Origin of the sequence: Psychrobacillus glaciei, from assembly GCF_008973485.1 — a bacterium.
Taxonomy (GTDB): domain Bacteria; phylum Bacillota; class Bacilli; order Bacillales_A; family Planococcaceae; genus Psychrobacillus; species Psychrobacillus glaciei.
Genome location: NZ_CP031223.1, coordinates 1967515 through 1984950, shown reverse-complemented (window position 1 = coordinate 1984950; position 17436 = coordinate 1967515). Strand labels below are relative to the sequence as shown.

The 17436-nt window shown below is 33.0% G+C and carries 12 protein-coding genes and 3 pseudogenes; 2 read left to right on the top strand and 13 right to left on the bottom strand.

The window, feature by feature from the left end; genetic code table 11:
* Positions 1-176: 176 nt before the first annotated feature.
* Together PB01_RS09190 and PB01_RS09185 are read right to left on the bottom strand one after the other, a co-directional pair.
* Complete coding sequence (locus tag PB01_RS09190) at positions 177-947, bottom strand: VanZ family protein (protein WP_151699932.1); 771 nt, start codon at positions 945-947, stop codon at positions 177-179.
* Entirely contained in the window at positions 908-1270 is a 363-nt protein-coding gene (locus PB01_RS09185; protein ID WP_151699931.1) for a PadR family transcriptional regulator, read from the bottom strand. The genes PB01_RS09190 and PB01_RS09185 overlap by 40 nt, the downstream gene beginning before the upstream one ends.
* Before the next feature lie 333 nt (positions 1271-1603).
* On the opposite strand from PB01_RS09185, the pseudogene PB01_RS09180 reads away from it, so the two are divergent.
* Positions 1604-2838, top strand: a pseudogene (locus tag PB01_RS09180) (IS110 family transposase).
* Positions 2839-3048: 210 nt separating this feature from the next.
* On the opposite strand, the gene PB01_RS09175 reads toward PB01_RS09180, so the two are convergent.
* The 8 genes and pseudogenes from PB01_RS09175 to PB01_RS09140 all read right to left on the bottom strand — a co-directional run bounded on the left by PB01_RS09175 (position 3049) and on the right by PB01_RS09140 (position 12511).
* The gene (locus PB01_RS09175) at positions 3049-3438 is read right to left on the bottom strand and encodes a hypothetical protein (protein ID WP_151699930.1); all 390 of its coding nucleotides are present in this window, start codon (positions 3436-3438) and stop codon (positions 3049-3051) included.
* 157 nt (positions 3439-3595) lie between these two features.
* Complete coding sequence (locus PB01_RS09170; RefSeq protein WP_151699929.1) at positions 3596-4042, bottom strand: hypothetical protein; 447 nt, start codon at positions 4040-4042, stop codon at positions 3596-3598.
* 405 nt (positions 4043-4447) lie between these two features.
* Entirely contained in the window at positions 4448-4645 is a 198-nt protein-coding gene (locus PB01_RS09165; protein WP_151699928.1) for a hypothetical protein, read from the bottom strand.
* Between the two features lie 505 nt (positions 4646-5150).
* The gene (locus PB01_RS09160; protein ID WP_151699927.1) at positions 5151-9257 is read right to left on the bottom strand and encodes an FtsX-like permease family protein; all 4107 of its coding nucleotides are present in this window, start codon (positions 9255-9257) and stop codon (positions 5151-5153) included.
* On the bottom strand, positions 9254-9943 hold the full coding sequence (locus tag PB01_RS09155; protein ID WP_151699926.1) for an ABC transporter ATP-binding protein: 690 nt from the start codon (positions 9941-9943) through the stop codon (positions 9254-9256). Before PB01_RS09155 ends, PB01_RS09160 begins: the two co-directional genes overlap by 4 nt.
* A gap of 789 nt (positions 9944-10732) precedes the next feature.
* Positions 10733-11321 (bottom strand): annotated as a pseudogene (locus tag PB01_RS09150) (histidine phosphatase family protein).
* A 137-nt stretch (positions 11322-11458) separates the two neighbouring features.
* Positions 11459-11659: a hypothetical protein gene (locus PB01_RS09145; RefSeq protein WP_151699925.1), complete on the bottom strand. Its 201-nt coding sequence runs from the start codon at positions 11657-11659 to the stop codon at positions 11459-11461.
* A gap of 372 nt (positions 11660-12031) precedes the next feature.
* Positions 12032-12511 (bottom strand): hypothetical protein, encoded by a 480-nt coding sequence (locus PB01_RS09140; protein ID WP_151699924.1) that lies wholly within the window; start codon positions 12509-12511, stop codon positions 12032-12034.
* Positions 12512-12623: 112 nt separating this feature from the next.
* Here PB01_RS09140 and PB01_RS09135 point away from each other — a divergent pair.
* A pseudogene (locus PB01_RS09135) lies at positions 12624-13763 on the top strand (IS3 family transposase).
* Positions 13764-14086: 323 nt separating this feature from the next.
* On the opposite strand, the gene PB01_RS09130 reads toward PB01_RS09135, so the two are convergent.
* The 3 genes from PB01_RS09130 to PB01_RS09120 all read right to left on the bottom strand — a co-directional run bounded on the left by PB01_RS09130 (position 14087) and on the right by PB01_RS09120 (position 16375).
* Positions 14087-15097 (bottom strand): DUF4179 domain-containing protein, encoded by a 1011-nt coding sequence (locus PB01_RS09130; RefSeq protein ID WP_151699923.1) that lies wholly within the window; start codon positions 15095-15097, stop codon positions 14087-14089.
* The gene (locus tag PB01_RS09125) at positions 15094-15669 is read right to left on the bottom strand and encodes a sigma-70 family RNA polymerase sigma factor (RefSeq protein WP_151699922.1); all 576 of its coding nucleotides are present in this window, start codon (positions 15667-15669) and stop codon (positions 15094-15096) included. The genes PB01_RS09130 and PB01_RS09125 overlap by 4 nt, the downstream gene beginning before the upstream one ends.
* 316 nt (positions 15670-15985) lie before the next feature.
* On the bottom strand, positions 15986-16375 hold the full coding sequence (locus PB01_RS09120) for a hypothetical protein (RefSeq protein ID WP_225986233.1): 390 nt from the start codon (positions 16373-16375) through the stop codon (positions 15986-15988).
* Positions 16376-17436 lie beyond the last annotated feature (1061 nt).

The following is a 17436-nucleotide window of genomic DNA, read 5'->3' as shown; positions in this document are numbered from 1 at the left end:
AAATAAAATACTTATACATAATAAATTTTTTTTAAAAAAGAACCCCTCGATAATTATTTTACCATAAAAAACCATATTCCTTATTGAAGTAAAGCATCCGTTAGTTAAAGAGGATGAATAGAAAGTATAATTCCATGTCTGATAGATTTATAGATAAATACAATTATGCTTACTTATCAACTTCTAAATAATCTTGGTTTTTGAAATATGTTCTGGAATTTGAAAATTAATTTTATGAATAAGAATCCTACTATGCTGCCTATTCCGTTTAAAATTAGATCATCTATATCGAATTGCCCTATTTGTAAAAGAAGTTGTATTGACTCTATTGTGAAACTAACAATAATAGAAAAAGCGATTGCTTTGGAGAAAGAAGTGTACCTTTTAAATAGAATAGGAAGAAATATTCCTAAAGGTATGAAAATTAGGATGTTCCCTAACGTGTTATTAATTACAATATCTAAGTTAAACTTGTCATGGTTAATTATGTAATTGATTGTGTTCTTAAATGGTATTAAATTGATGTTCAATTTCCAAGCGTCTATATTAAAAGCAAAGAAACCTTCTTGCACTTCATTGGAAAAAAAGTAATCACTTTGATTGAAACCGTGACTATAATTTCTCACTCGTTGCAGTATTCTTTGAAATATCAACATCCAAAGTACTACAAAAGAAGACAGTGAAAATATAATCCAGTTACTAATCTTGAATAATTTATAATATGGAGATATAGATTCTTTATAACCTTGCCTTAACTGCTTTTCATCTCCAAAACATTCCAAGGCTTTATTTATAGCTTTTTCATCTGTGAAACCTTGTTCTATATAATCTTGTTTTAACAGTTTTAAGTGGTCACTAATCTCTTCGGAAATCTCTTTTTTCTCTTCTTTATCACAGTCTAAGTCTTTTACGATTTGGTCAATATAGGATTCGAATTTTTTATCCAAGCTAAACCCTCCGAAGTGATTTTGATTAAATCATTTACCTTTTTCCATTCACCAAGTTTTCTATTTAGTTCCTTCCTCCCGCTCTCCAAAATTCGATAGTATTTTCTTCTTCCCCCTAATTCAGCATCTTCCCAATAAGATTGTATCCACTCATTTTTCTCTAATCGCTTTAAAGCAGGATAGAGTGTTCCCTCGCTCATGTTATACAATTCTTTACTATTCTCTTTTAGACTTTTGACAATTCCATACCCATACATATCCTTTTTAGATAACAGTGAAAGAATTAATATATCGATACTGCCTTTCATTATTTCTTTATCCATATGAAATCTCCTTTTTAGAAAATTACTTTACAATTATATCGTATTACATGGTACATCGAATAGCAAGGGTTAATTAAGTCTTATTTTACAAAAGTCATGATTAAAGTGTTATAACGTTATATAGTTAAATGAGGATAGATGATTGCGGTAGCCGGGGTAGAACGTAAGCACCCGTGGCGCTAATGATCCCGTCAACTAAACAGTTCGCCCCCTACATGTTGAAACATGATTGAGGCTGGTTGGGACTCTGATCTCGTATAACAAGTGAAGCTATGATACTACATGGAGGAATAGGGGTTACCGGTTAATTGTATGACAAGGAGAAAAATAATGATGAATCCAGTAATTGGTCTGGATGTGGCAAAAGGCGAAAGTCAGGTTCAAGCATTCTTGGATAAAAAGCAAGCGTACAAAAAGAGCTTTAAAGTAGCACATACACTGGAAGGGCTGACAATTCTTTTAGAGTTTATGAGAGAAATAGAAGAGGTTTCTGGAGAAAGGCCCCCATTGTTTTGGAATCTACAGGCCATTATCATACACCAGTTGTTCTATTTTTCGAAGACAGAGGTTATTTAATAATCATGGTTAATCCACTCGTTTCGTATCGAGCAAATAGCTCAAGTTTACGTAAAGTAAAGACTGATATCATAGACGCTCGTCATCTCTGCGAGATGTTTTATAAAGAGGACCTAGAGCCTTATAAACAACGAGGAATCAAGCTCTTAAATTTACGTAACCTTACAAGACAACACGAAAATATTACTGGTATGTACGTACAAACTAAACTACAATTCCAAGCCGTTTTAGATCAAGTATTTCCTGAATACTGTAGAGTTTTTGGAGATTTGTATTCAAACGTTTCCTTACTTACATTACAAGCACTTCCTACTTCAGAGGAAGTATTAACAACTAGTGAAGAAACAATCGCCAAAAAAATAAAAGAATTATGTAAAAGCCGTTCGCAACAATGGGCAAACAATCAGTCAAAAAAATGGAAGGCTGCCGCAGATCGCAACCCTTTCCAGAAAACCTTATACAATAGTCTTATCTTAAGCATGGATATGTATATTAAAATGCTTCTGGAATACAAAAAACATCTATCCAATCTGAAAGAAGAGATAGATGCTTTAGCGAAAAGCATGGAAGAATATAAGATTCTCCAATCCATCCCCGGTATCGGAGAGAAAATCGCTGCAACGATTATATCTGAGATTGGGGAAATTAATCGGTTTAATCACACTAAAAAACTAGTTGCCTTTGCAGGAATTGATCCAAGTTTTTTTGAATCTGGTGCATTCAAAGGTACTTTGAATCGTATTACCAAAAGAGGTTCTAGTTGACTACGACACGCCTTATATATGGCCGTAAAAAGTGCCATTCGTGATAGTCGCAAGAAGAAAACGACAGATGAACACATTCCTCGAAATAAGAGGTTACGGGAATTTTATGATAAGAAATGTGACGAAGGAAAGCCCTTTAGAGTAGCTGTTATAGCATGTGCGAATAAGATTTTACATTGGATTTATGCACTTTTAAAAAGCAAATCAGATTTCCAAGATCTAGCCTAGTTCAAAAATATAACCAAAGAGCCTAAACCTTTCCAAAAACAGATATTCGAAAGGTTATTTGGCATGCACAATTTTAGTATAGCAAGAACTATTTTTGTTTTTCATTAATAAATATTGACAAACTACTATTGGCTATTTTAGTTGAATAAATCTATACAAGAGGATTAACTGCCAATTACCCGAATATGAATCTCAAAGATTCTCAAGTATTCATATTCCTTTTTCTATATTAACTTCATATACACGATATTCACGTATATCGTCTACTTCTTTTGGTAAAAAGTCAGTTATGTAAATATCAAATGAATCCTTTTCTGTTTTAACATCAATCATGAAGTTTTTACCGTTATTAGCTATATATTTTGGGCTAAGATACAAATAAAACTTATCCTTGCTAACTTTATAAGTGAAAATACCTTTCCCATTTTTATCTTCGCTATTTTCCTTACGTATAAAAAATTCTTGTACAGTATCATCTAAATAGTCTAATGATGAAATTTCTGTAAAGTTATAACCATCTTTATTAAAACTGCAACCTGTTAAAAATAACAGCAATAATGGCAATAAAAAGAGTTTTTTCATTTTTTCGACCCTATACATAGTATAGTTTTATTATCCTTACTAGAACATTACTCTTTAACAATCACTTTAATATTGCTCTTTTTTCTTCAACTAACCTGCTTCGTTTGCACAATAAGAAATTAGCCATCTGAGCCGCTCAATGATCTTCAAGTAAAGTACAAGTAGGTTTTTTGCTTCATTTGATATTAATATCAAAAATATAAGTTATTCTTCCTTCATTCCATTCTGCTAATACTTCATAAATATAGTATCCCACTTCTGATGGTAGGATGATTTCATTACCTTTGCGTTCAAAAGTAACGATTGTCCCATCTTCATTCCACTGGTTTACAATTATCGAAGAAGGATTTTGTTCAATTTCAATTTTTAATTTCTCATTTTTTTCAACTTCTAATGTATTGAATTCATCAGCTAAGTCATATATATTGGACTCACTAATCTTTCTAGTTTCAAAGTCATTTTCTTTCCATTCGAAATCACCTATGATCATTGGATAATTTTGATCTTTTACAATAACATTGCCCTGCGCTTGAACATAATTAGTAGAATTAGAAGGCATAGGTATTCCATTACAACCAGCTATATTAATAACAAAAAACATTAACACTATTATTTTTTTCATTACAATATTCTCCTTCTAATCTCTAAAAATTTTGAAAGTGGATGGGACGTTTATTGATCTCTAAATAATTGGTAGATATCCAATAACAACAATGATTAATCATCCCATTATTATATTCTCCCCTGAATTACAATGAATTATTTTTCATTAAATGTAACATCTAATCCATCTTAATTTTCTATTCCTTATTCAACTAACCTTTAGTTCAATAAGGATAAAAATCTAACCAGCTCAATGATTTTCAGTAAAGCAAGGTTTACTGATTTTTTTTTAATTCGTGTGCTAAAACACCTTATAATAATTAGTCTCGCCAGACATTGTTAATCAACACGTCTTCACTTATTTACCTTCTTTGGTCATTCGCACTTTTTTCAAAACTATTTATCATCCACTATTTCTTATTTCTTATTTCTTAAATTCATCTTCTAATTCCTTTTCAATTTCATCATCACTAACCGTAATAATTTCATCTCTAACTCCATACTTCATTTTTATTAACTGACCAACCTCTGACTTATCAATCCCATCTTTTACTGCTGCAAAGATTACAACGTACAAAATTAATAAACCGACAATCCATAGTAAAATAGTACCCAATAACATTTATCTCTCCCCACATTTAATTATTTCTTTAAAACCTTATTGAACTAACCTGCTGCGTAACTTGAAGAAGAAAGGGCATTACTGCTTATTGAAATAATCCACTAGTTAATTCATTAACCAATTAAAAATAGTCTATCTCCTTGATACAATTAATATTGTTCATATGACAACGATAGCAAATTGGTCTAAATATATTCCATTGTTAAATTCAATTTTTAAATTTTATTTGAGCCCAAAATGATATACATTTGAAATTGATTTATTTAATAAATATTTTTTAAAACGAATAGCCCCTGTCTTGCAAGTTATGCTTATTAAAATATCTTTGCTGTTTCTTAATTTCCACGAACATACTATATTTGAATCACCATTATTTACCTCTTATTAATTCATTGCCCGCTGTTAATGACATCGAGAACCTGCTGATTATAAAAAGTGGAAAAGTCAATTTCACTTAATTTTATTGCAATCTCCATGGTTCAACCATAATTCTGTTGATTTCTTTTTATTTGTCTAACCATCCATCAAGAAACTCTCTATTTTCTTCTCCGAAATACTCAATAAAGAAGCGGTAAAAGGTCTTACTATCTACATACTTGTATTGGTATTCATTAAAGTAATCGGATAAAAATTGAATTGCTTCTTCTTGTCCTCCACGTTCTCTAAAAAAATTCCTTAATAAAAGTGGAGTTTTTCCATATATAGTGGACGCATATTCAGATTCTTTAAATTCATCTAACGCAAGATTTACTTTACTACTAGTACTTTTAATTTTTGCTAGATTATTAGCAAATTCATACCCGATTGTCTCGTCCTTATATTTATCTGTTAAGAACATTGAGGTAACAAATACTGCTAAACTTTCATCGAGCCAAGCATCATGGTAAGGATCATTCGAAACCATATTATAAAACCATTGATGTGCTATCTCATGAACAAGAGTAACCTCATAGTTATCTTCGCTATTCGAAACTTCTACTACACACGGATACTCCATGTTTCCACCATTTCCTATCAAGTCTAGCTCAGTGTATTGATAGTCCCCAACCTTTTCCTCGAGATAGGCAAAGGCATCCCCTGCAGCTTTAAGCTCTTCCATCAAAATTTTTCTTCTGTTAAGTGGAAGAAATATCCTCAATGTAGTGTCATTAACTTTTAATGACTCACTGGTCCATTCCTGTGGATTTAAGAATGCCATGTAAAAGTCTTTAATGTTTTTTCCCTCAAGTTTCCCTGTCATTGTTGGACGAATTTCTCCATCTTCTACTGAACTAACCACAAGAAATTCTTTTGGAAGGCTGTAGTTCACTTTATAACTACCATAACTTGTATGATAAGACTCTCCTTTAATTTCATAGTCTTCAATATTCCAGCCATTTTGGTAGTGCCCTAACATTGGATACCATTGGGCCAAATAGAAGTTTGCACCCACTCTAGATAATCGGTTCCCATTTTCAGGTATTTTCATTGAGTATACAATTTTCACTCGCTTCTTCGCACCTGGCAATAGCTCATTATCCAGTTTAAGTAACAGCTTATTGTTTGATAAATCGTACTGTATTTCTTCTCCTGATACAGTAACTGAAGTAATCGAAACATCCGCGGCATCCTGTAAAATTTTAGGTTTATATTCTCCAGTAAACGCATTTGGGATAAAATAGAACCCTATATCATTCCAAGTATCTTGAGACTCATTTGTAACATCTATTTCAGCACTTATATGAAATATATTTTTTTTATCTAATTTCACGTCTATTAAGTATTCCCCATTTGCACCAGGGTGAATAGCGGGTTCAATTGACGTATCTTGAACAGCTGGAATATCCAAGTTGGTTTTCAAGTCCGAATTCGTCGTAACCATTTCAGACGTTTCTTTTTCAAAATCGGGTTTTGCAATTACTAACAGCATAAGTACACCAACAATTAATGCTGCTCCTACAAAACTAATGACAACTTTAAATTGTTTTCCATTTTTTTTTGAATTGCTAATTATGTCTATATTTCCTTCAATAGGCTGCATTTTCATAGCAATCCTAGATGGAATCCAACTTCCTAATATCCCTACTATAATTGGAATTAAACAACTTATTAGTGGTAACCATAGTTCTGTTATGGGTATTGGTCCATACATAAAGTAAATGATTGTGTATGACAAAACTCCACCAACTAATCCTCCAACTAGTCCTATAACTGCACCCTCAACTAACACCATTTTTCGTATATGGGCATTCTTCCAACCTAATGCTTTTAATAGGGATATCTCATTCCTGCGTTCTTTGATATTTTGCCACATGATTTCTGAAGTAGTTAGTATAGAAATAATTAAAGAAATTGAAACTGCAATATAATGATGTATTCCAACTTCCATAGAAACATATTGACCCAACCAAGAGGTATATAAAACACCATTTAAACGAAAGGTAACATAGATAAACATAATTAATAATGCAGTTGGTAAGGCTATTGCTAAGATCGAGACTAAATTTCTTTGTAACCTTCCCATAACTGTGTTGAAAACCATTGAAAATAAGCCTTTTGTTTTAATGACTCTTTTCCCTGGTAGATTAGTTTCACCTGCTCTCATTACATGCCAAGGGTGAATTTTATTGATTAAACGAGAAGGAAATAAAGGGCCAATTATATAAATAAGGAAAATGAAAAATGTTAATAAAAGAATCTCTGATATTGATAAAGTATCCTTATCTTTAAAACTTAGCCCTAATTGAACCACGAATGTTAATAAGGAAGCAATTATACCTATTAACAAAGACTCAATCATGAGGATGTTTTTTAATTGCCTTGTTTTCCAGCCTATAGAAAGAAGAACCGCAAACTCTTGTTTTCTTGATAGATACGAGACTAAGTTGGTGGAGAATACATAAATAATCGCTACAAGGATTAAACTAATAATTATCCCCGAGTAACCTAGTTTTGTTTCTTTAAAAATATTAATTGAAGCTCCCTTTTTTATCCAAAGCTGTTCTACCCATCCTACCTCTTCATTACTCCCTACTTTAGGGATATTTATTAATAAAGGTTGTGGCGATGATCCTAACGTAATATCCGTATGCAGCCCTGTTTGTTTTTCAATTTCTTTTGCTACAACTTCTAATTTTTTTTGGCTCTCTTCACCTAATGTTGTAACATTCTTTACCTTTATTCGAATAGCAGAAATCGGTTTATCTCCTAAAATTTGTTCTGCAGCTTCTATGGTTGTAAGCATTGTAGGTGGTTGCATTAAAAATCCATAAATATTTGAAGTAGAATTTATTTTTCGGGGTGGATTAATAGGTTTTCCGTCTATATTTAGAACATGAGTTGCTGTTGGGATGCTGTATGTTTCCAAAGGTAATTCATTCAAAAGGTCCTTTGAAATGTTCAATTTTGATGGATCATATAAACCAATAAAATAAGGACTTAATCTCGGGTTGCTTGCCATACTTTTATCTATTATTTGAGGTTTACGATAGGTATAGGTATATCTCGTTAATTCATGTGAAACATCTTCATAAGGAATCAGTTGAAGTGCTTTTTTCCACTTTTCAGGAAATGGACTCTCTACCGATTGATATGTAAGTGGTCCAGTTTTTTCAATAAGAATATTACCCAAACTTAGTGTAGTTGAATCATTTTTCTTAATTATTTTTCCTGTTTTACTATCAACTCCAGTCAGGTTTTCTATTAAAGATTCGTGTAACTTTTCAGAATTATAAGAGTATTCTTTTGTATCTTCTGCTAACAACGACTTTAAATATTTTTCTCCTCCATTTTTTTCTATAACGTCTAAGGACTTTTTCATCATTGCATTGTCTTTAAAAGGGATATCTAATTTCTCTAATTTGAAGTTTAAATTCTGATTTATAAAAGATCGATTAGATAAGAGTATGGGGAATCCAGTATCTTTTACGTTTATTTCCTTTCCATCCATTCCTTCAAAGTTGAAATCAGTTGAGTGAACCATACTACTATCTGAAAAATACTCCTGTCCTTCTAGTGGTAACACGGCATTTTCTAAACCAACTAGTCTTGCTTCCTCAATTGGATCTACACCTGCTAACAAAACTCTTGTATAACTAGTTAGGTTATTTTCAAAAGCAATTATTCCATATTTTTTATATAGAGTTGAATCAGGTAGTTCGTATATGCCCTTTGAAAAATAAAACTCACTCTTCTCTTCCCTAGAATCAAATCCCTCAAGATCTTGTGTTATACTCGTCAGTCTATAAATTCCAGGTTCCGAAATAACAAGATTTTTTAATATAACATCATATGAAGTAAATCCGATCATACTAATAGGAGCTGCTATATCAATATCTGAGATTTCTTTAACTTTGTTGTAATCATCCAAAGAAATTCCACCTGATATCCCACTTATATAATTTGGATCAAAAAAATTGTCGTTCTCGGCAATACCTCTAGTACCTTCGGGTCTTACTACAATATGATAAGATGCATCCCATTTCTTCTGTAATGATTCAATTACCGTTCCTTTATTTGATTCAGACAATCCGATTAATGTACTTAGACCCCCGCTGATTAATAAGGCACCAATCATCATCAGTAAAAATCGTTCCTTTTGTCTAATCCATCCTTTGATAATAAACGAAATCATACAGATCTACCTTCACGGTCTTTTATAATTGACCCATCCTTCATTTCAATAACTCGACTTGCTTTTTCCGCTAATAATGGGTCATGTGTGACAAAGATTACTCCGCATTTTTTCTCTCTGTTTAATTGTTGAAGTAGTTCAAAGATAGTGTTACCAGTTTGCGTATCTAAGTTCCCTGTCGGCTCATCAGCCAAAATCCAATCTGGGTGAGCAATTAGGGCACGGGCAATAGCAACACGTTGTTGTTGACCACCAGATAATTGAGAAGGGAATGAATTTAACTTATCAGAAAGTCCTACTAAATTTAATAACTCTATTGCTCTCTCCTTTTTATTGAAATGAATAGTTCTATTAAATAATGGAATCAATACATTTTCCAAAGCAGTTAATGTCTGTAATAATTGAAATTGTTGAAAGACAAAACCAATATTGTTAAATCTAATATCAGCCAAGTCATCTAAACCAAGATTATTTATAAGTTTTTCATCAAAATAAAGCTTCCCACTTGTTTGTTGGTCTAAAGTCCCTACAATACTAAGTAAGGTAGATTTACCTGAACCTGAAGGACCCATAATTGAAACAAATTCCCCTTTAGTAAACTTAACATCCACATCAGACAGCGCCCTAGTCTCTACTCCATCACCCTTATAATGTTTTGATACTTTTTCAACCTTAATATGTTTCATGGTAGACAAACCTCCTAAAGTACCTATAAAATAAACAGACCCTAAAGATGACGAACAAAGTAATAATGATTTTTAAAATTTCTATAAATAGTGATTCTTCTTTCTGATATCACTTTCCCTATACGTAAATCAATAATACTTTCATTAACCTCTTTTTTATAATTCCATTTAAATTCCCACTCCAAACAACAATTCGATATGCCAAATTTAATGCTTGAATATAAAAAATAGTAATCTCACTAATAAATCTACATTATTAAACTAGGCTTCCCATTTAGTTCAAAAAGAAAATGGCGTTACCCCTCCTTAAGTAACACCCCAACTAATTCAATATAAGCAACATTGTATTTCTTTTTCCATCAAAACATTTGTAAATTGATAACCTAATTTCTCATATAATCCTCTTGCTACCTTGTTATGAACAAAAACATGAAAACCTATTTTAATCGTCCTTTGTTTTTCCTATATTATCACTTTTATCCATTAACTTCTACAAAGAAGCGTTTAATTCCATCTTCAACTAAACTACTTCGTTAGGAAAAAAGGCTCTACTCCTTATTGAAATAAAGCACCCGTTAGCCATCCATGAAGCGCAAAATCAGCGCTTCACCACAGAGAATGAAAATGGTTAGTGGAGTTAATACTAGTAGTCCACCAAAATTAATAGACTTATTAATATCCGCACCTCTCATTTTTTAAACGATTAAGCAGGGGTCTTCTTAAGTATTGTCATTTTTCTTATCTTGAAGAAATTAATTTTCATGGTAGTTCAATAACAAAAAATATTTTTTATTGGTTAACGCCAATATTTACACCCCATAGTCTTTGAACATACACTAATTCCTGTTCATTGAATTCCATTCTATAAATATCAGGTTTTGATGTGCTATGTAAAAAATTCAAGTCATAAGTGCTATTGAAATAACCCATCATTAAGGTCATAACAACCCCCGTGAGTACCTATCACTAATTTTTTATCTCTAAAAATTTCTAATAGTTCTTTTAAGACCTTTATGGCTCTTTTTTGACAATCAGCATTTGATTCTCCTCCCTTTAAAGAGAAATTTGATTCAGAAAATGACTTTTCCAAAAGTGTGACCAGTTCTTTATCTGATACTCGGTTGTTTCCAGAAGAGAATATCTTCTCTTTTAAATCTTCAAAAACTAAAACTTCCTCTCCTATTTGTTGAGCTAACTGTTCTACAGTTAAAATTGAGCGTATATATGGACTTGAAACAACTACATCAATTTCTTTATCTTTCAAAATGTCAGTCACTCGTTTAGCATCTAAATAACCTTTTTCAGTTAATCCCCTAGCTCTATCATTTCCTTCTTTTGGCGATTCACCGTGTCTCACCATATAAACAAATGTACTCATAATATAATTTCTCCCTCCAATAACTTCCTCTTTTTTTCTTATTGAACTAACCTACAGCGTTACTTCAATAAGAAAAAGCTACCTTTACAGGAAGCCTGTTGTTCTTCTTAAGCAGCCGTTAGTTAGTTAAATAATATCTATTGGTTCAATTTCAAAAGTTCAGCAATAATATCAGAACTACCAGGCATTAACAAAATAACAGCCGAAACGATACAAAGAATACCAACAACAAACAAAATAATTACGACTTTAACGGACCAAGATACATCTTTCCTGAGTAATCCAGCAATAAGAAAAAAAACACCTATCAGAAGTAATAATAAATAATAAAATCCCACCCAATCACCTCTTCCTAACATTAAATAGGTTAATTTTACCACAAAACCTAAAAACGTTTATTGAACTATCTTGCCCCGTTAGCCATCCTTAAAGCCAAAATCAGCGCTTCACCACAGAGAATGAAAATGGTTAGAGGAGTCAATACTAGTAGTCTACCAAAATCAATAGACTTATTAATATCCGCTCTCCTCTTTTTTTTACGATTAAGAAGGGGTTTTCTTAAGTATTATCATTTTTCTTTTCTTGAAGAAACTAATTTCATGGTAGTTGAAGAAGAAAAGTGATGCTTATTCAACAATCACGCCCGTTTGCTGTAACAATAGCACCAAAGCAAAAGGTGATTCAGTTCAGACCTATACATTTAATCATCGTTATTCTTTGGTATCACCAATCAAATCATAAATATAGTTATAGTCAAAAGTAGAATCCTCAATTTCATAATATCCATTCTTGAACCCAATTATGGAAGAACTAATACGAAGAACATTAGGGGTGTCTATAGATATATCCGAGATAGATATCATTTCCGATTCATTAAACTTTAGCATCCCATTAAAATAGGTTGCATTTTCATAATTAAGCATTTCTTGTGCTGCCTTATCCTTTAAAGGGATTAATTCTAGACCGCTAAGGTATTCCAAAACTAAGCCACAAGTTTTTGCATCCTGGCATTTTGCATTGACTCCTACACCTTTAGGTAAATTTTTTGAAAAATGAAAGTCAACATCGGATTCAGATGAGTACTCCTTAATAGGATTGAAAGGAATCAAATAATATATGAAACTCTTATAGAGATAGATTGATAATAAAACTATAACTATCGCAAAGGCTAAATACTTAATTTTTTTCATCTTAAGACCAATTCCTTTCGATTTATCTTTATATATATGAATAGTCTACACTTAGTTGGACAGTAAAATTAAGGGCAAGTAGAATAATAGATAACAAGAAGGAGAATCTACTATGTCCAGTAAAAGAAGAACGTTTTCAACAGAATTTAAAAAACAAGTGGTGGCCCTATATGAAAATGGAAAAAGCCGTCAAGATATTGCCCGAGAATATGAATTAACCGCGTCTGCTTTAGACAGATGGATTACGCAATTCAAACAGTCAGGCTCCTTTAAGAGAAAGACAACCGACCTTCGGTTGAGCAAGAACTGATTGACTTGCGTAAGAGAAATAAGCAACTCGAAATGGAAGTCGACATTTTAAAGCAAGCCGCGCTGATCATGGGACGAAAATAGATGTGATTCAAGAAAATCGTCACAAATATTCTGTATTAGCAATGTGTAAAGTCCTAAAAATAGCTCGTAGCACTTTTTATCATGACACGGGAATAGCCATTCAAAAAGAACAAAAAAATCTAGCTGAAGAGCAAAAATTAAAAGATAAAATAGTAGTGATTTTCGAAGAGAATCGTAAAGTATATGGAACCAGAAAAATAAAAGATGCCTTAAAAACGCTGGGTTAACAGTCTCTAGACGACGTATTGTTCGATTGATGGACGAACTAGGAATTCAATCGAAATATACAAAACCATCCTATAAACCAATGTCTACCCCTCCAAATGAAGAATCAGTTCGAAATGTATTAAATTGATCATTTAACGTTGATAAAGAGATGCCTGTGTTAGTAAGTGACTTAACGTATGTGAGAGTAGGAGGAAACTGGAATTATATTTGTTTTTTAATCGATTTATATAACAGAGAAATCGTCGGTTATAGTGTCGGAGAACAAAAGGACGCAGCTCTAGTTCAGCGTGCCTTTAAGTCTGTTAGATATCCTCTGCAAAACGTAAAAATGTTCCATACAGATCGTGGATCTGAATTTAAAAATGTTGGTATCGATGAATTATTAAGTACATTTAAGATTAAGCGATCTCTAAGTCAAAAAGGAAATCCTTATGATAATACGGTGGCAGAAGCGACTTTTAAGATTTTAAAAACAGAACTCATCAACGGATCGCCCTACCCTACCCTTGAACAGCTGTCTCTTGAACTTTTCGATTATGTCAATTGGTACAATAATATCCGGTCGCACAGTAAACTGGGTTATCTAAGTCCGGTAGCTTATAAAAACTTAGCCCTTAATAAAGTTGTTTGATTTAGTGTTGACATACCACGATCATCTATGGTGCCATTGAGTCCCATCTGTTAGTCTGACTCCAATGACCACGGTGTATCTCAGACTGTCGCACTCTATACGAGTAGCACTCATGGTAGTTAAAAAAGACCTTCATAATCGGTATTAAACTCAATTGCGATTTTGTAGTATTTTTCTTCTTGTTCATTATTATTGGCAATCCAAGAAGAGTAGTCTTTGCATCACTACACGCTTAATTACAAGCAGAAAGTAATAGCGATAGGACAAACAGAATACTAAAATTTTTACTATAAAAGACAACCATTGCTGGCTGTGCGACATACTTACGGAATCGATATTTTAAAGGGCTCCAACTTAAGTTCCCTCAATTCTATATGACCATCTCCTCTTTGAATATCAAATTTAGCATAAGGGGTGATTGTCAATTCAGTCACATCATTTTCGACCGGTTCAAATAATTGCTTACCGTACTTCCCACTAATCTCCTTTAATCGTTTGTTAGAAGAGTCGACCACCTCAAATTCAAGTTTAACGCCTCTCCCATAATTTTCTTCCTTATACTGGGCATCATACGCAATGAGAACGCCAGGAGTACCCCATTTAATATCATGTATCTCGTATTTCAAGTTGTCCATTTGTTGAGATATTGCAATATCAATCTTATTTTCATACTGTGCTTTAACTACTTCCTTCGTAAACTCAAATAATTCCCCTTGATTACCTTCAAAAGTTATACCCAATTCAAGTGTATCAGGGTTAAAACTATAGTAATTAATATTTAGAATTCCAGTCCAATTTGTCGGTGAACTTTCATCCGTTGTAAGTCCATAATTCGATGAAGGCATTCCACCTTTATAATTATGTTTAATGTTAAAATAATCCGACGTTATAGTTTTTTTAGAATCGATGGAAAAACCGGCTGTTACCCGGGCATCATCGTAATAGATTTCCCCTAGTGTTATCGTAATCCCGTTGATTGTTTTAGATTCCCCAGAAATCTCACTCAATCCTGCTTCTGAAACATTTTTCAATCCGATATCTCCTAAGTTCTTATATATTTGACCAATTAATGGTATAGAAGAGACGACCTGTGCCATAGCTGGAGACACCGCCGCAGAAGTGACTAACAATCCAAAAGCCAAAACTGCTGCCCCAATGCCATAACCCCATTTTTTTCGAGTTGACTGTTTTCTCAACTGTTGTGACTGGTTCTTTTCCATTGATTGCTTTAATTTTGCCTTTACCCTTGCCTTTTCGACTTCATTTACTTCCATCTCTTCAAAATCTTCATTATCCAACTTGAGATTATTTAAATGCTCATAGAAATCTTTCATGCAAAAATCTCCCCTAAGTTATTATTAGTCTGCTGTAGTTTTAGTCTTTTCTTTCCACGGTAAATGCGATTATCGACTGCGGCTTTCGTTAAACCAATATTTTTTGCAATTTCTTCACTTGTCATATCCAAGAAAAATTTCATCATAAAAATATCTCGGTCAATCACTTCAAACCCACACATTAACTTTAATAATTCATTTTTATTTTCAGAAAGGAGGATTTCGTTTTCTACAGAAGGACCACTACCTACCTCTAAATCATTTGTACCAACAATTTCAACTTCAAGACGTTTGTTTGCTATCCGATAGGTATCAATTGCTTTAAATTTTGTGACCACACAGAGCCATTTCCGAAAATCATCAGTGTCCCCTTCAAACTGATTTGCGTGATGCCAAATAGTTAAAAAAACATCATTTATACATTCATCAACTAGACCAGGGTTTCCTAATGGTGACAATACTTTATAGGTAATACCCTTAACTAACGGTAAATATTTATCAACTGTATATTCTAAAGCATCTTCTTTTTGACGTTTAAGCCGTTTTATAAAATTATGGTCGGTAGTTCTCATAAGTATTTGTCTCCTTACTTTTTGTAAAATCCCTCACACTATATACAACGTAATAAATACACTTTTTTTCTCACATTTAATAAAATTTGATTTTTATAAAATTATAAAGCCGGAATACCTTTCCCTTTGTTTCTTAGACTACAACAAAAAGACCTGCCAAAGACAGGTCTTTTCGGTTTCAAAAAAATTAAATATATTGAAGTTCATTAGAAAATTCTTATTCAACTAAACTGCTGAGTTAGCACAATAAGAAAAAGTTGCCACAACGACATCCTTGTTATTCAACTCTTGCCTCCGTTATTTAAATAACAAGTTTTTATGGTGCTAATTGAAGAAAGTAATCCCTTATTTCTTTAGGCAATTCATCAACTGCTAGCACTTCTAACTTTTCTGTACCTGGTGAAGTCATAATCACAAAAGTTCTTTCATCATATTCAAAAAGAGTGAATTGTCCAATACGATTTGGAGACGTATCCAATTTCTTTATAAATTCAAAATCTTCTTCCTTAAAATTATCTTCATACCCGTCTAACATTAACTTTTTTACCTCTTCAAAGTCATCTGCAAATGCAATTGCTTGATATAGATCCAATGAATTTTTAGGTTTATAGAAATAACCATAATACGTTGCCCCAACAACTATTACTAAAACAAATATTAAGAAAGCAATCCGATTTTTCAGAGTCTTATTCTTAGAAATCTCCAAGATATTAACTCCCCCTTCTATTCCCAACTGTACAACAAAAGTTTACACTCTTATTTCACTAATCGTTAGTAATAAGTAAACGTTTGAAGTTATCTCCGGCTTTTCCCCTACTCCGCACGGAACGTGCCAGTTTCCAAGCATTCCGCGTTCCATCTAGCGATGGTATTATTAATTATAAGTTTCAAGTTACTCTTCATCGAAGAGCTTGCACTGTGGCATCATTCTACTATGGAATGATGTTCCCACGTTCTTACCCGACCGGTGCAATGCACAGTTGAAAAATAATTATTACCTATCGCTAGACTTGGGGCTGTTCCTCCACCTCCATTACAGAGCTTTCACTGGTCGTACCCCTACCCTCATTAGGACAAATACATTTCGCCATATAGCTTATAGCTACCGTTTCGGGTGACAGCCCTTGATCCAACGTTCCTTATTTTCCAAGTACCTTATAACCTAGCTATCTTTTTCTAAACTTAGGTGCTTCCTGTAAGCCTATGAGCTGGATACCGCCATTGTTCGGTATAACGTGTTTCAGAGCAGCAATTTTTACTCCACGTCACTCACCCCATCGTTGGATGGTACACAAGTTTCCTTATGTTCTAACTTTAGACCCGTACATTCGGAAGCTCGTCTGTTCTTTTCCATAAGAAAATTCTCACCATATTTAGTTTTTCAGCCATCCGACATATCCATTGGCAAACCTTTTCCGTGAGGAGTGGCTTCAGCCTTTGTTCCCGACTTCACCTGAGCTTCAGACCCCATAATCTGTCTATTATGACGCATGCTGGAGTATCAATGGGATAGTTTCAAAATACGTGGTTTTATCATTCCTATCCTCGGTTATAAAGTTAGGATTTCCGAAGAAATCCCTTGTTTTACACATTAGTGCTTATAACAAAACTTGTCGCGCTGCTGCGTTAGTTCTATAAGAAAATAAAGCCACCTAAGCTCAATGGTTTTTTACTAAAGCACTCCGTTAGTTGAACAAGCACCATTTCATCTAATTCAAGTAATGGGCGAAATGTTCACTAAGATTTTTTTTTATTATTACAATTCAG

Coding starts and splice junctions, on each gene's coding strand:
- PB01_RS09185 (WP_151699931.1), bottom strand. CDS start 1,270: ATGGATAAAGAAATAATGAAAGGCAGTATCGATATATTAATTCTTTCA.
- PB01_RS09175 (WP_151699930.1), bottom strand. CDS start 3,438: ATGTATAGGGTCGAAAAAATGAAAAAACTCTTTTTATTGCCATTATTG.
- PB01_RS09170 (WP_151699929.1), bottom strand. CDS start 4,042: ATGAAAAAAATAATAGTGTTAATGTTTTTTGTTATTAATATAGCTGGT.
- PB01_RS09165 (WP_151699928.1), bottom strand. CDS start 4,645: ATGTTATTGGGTACTATTTTACTATGGATTGTCGGTTTATTAATTTTG.
- PB01_RS09160 (WP_151699927.1), bottom strand. CDS start 9,257: ATGATTTCGTTTATTATCAAAGGATGGATTAGACAAAAGGAACGATTT.
- PB01_RS09155 (WP_151699926.1), bottom strand. CDS start 9,943: ATGAAACATATTAAGGTTGAAAAAGTATCAAAACATTATAAGGGTGAT.
- PB01_RS09140 (WP_151699924.1), bottom strand. CDS start 12,511: ATGAAAAAAATTAAGTATTTAGCCTTTGCGATAGTTATAGTTTTATTA.
- PB01_RS09130 (WP_151699923.1), bottom strand. CDS start 15,097: ATGAAAGATTTCTATGAGCATTTAAATAATCTCAAGTTGGATAATGAA.
- PB01_RS09125 (WP_151699922.1), bottom strand. CDS start 15,669: ATGAGAACTACCGACCATAATTTTATAAAACGGCTTAAACGTCAAAAA.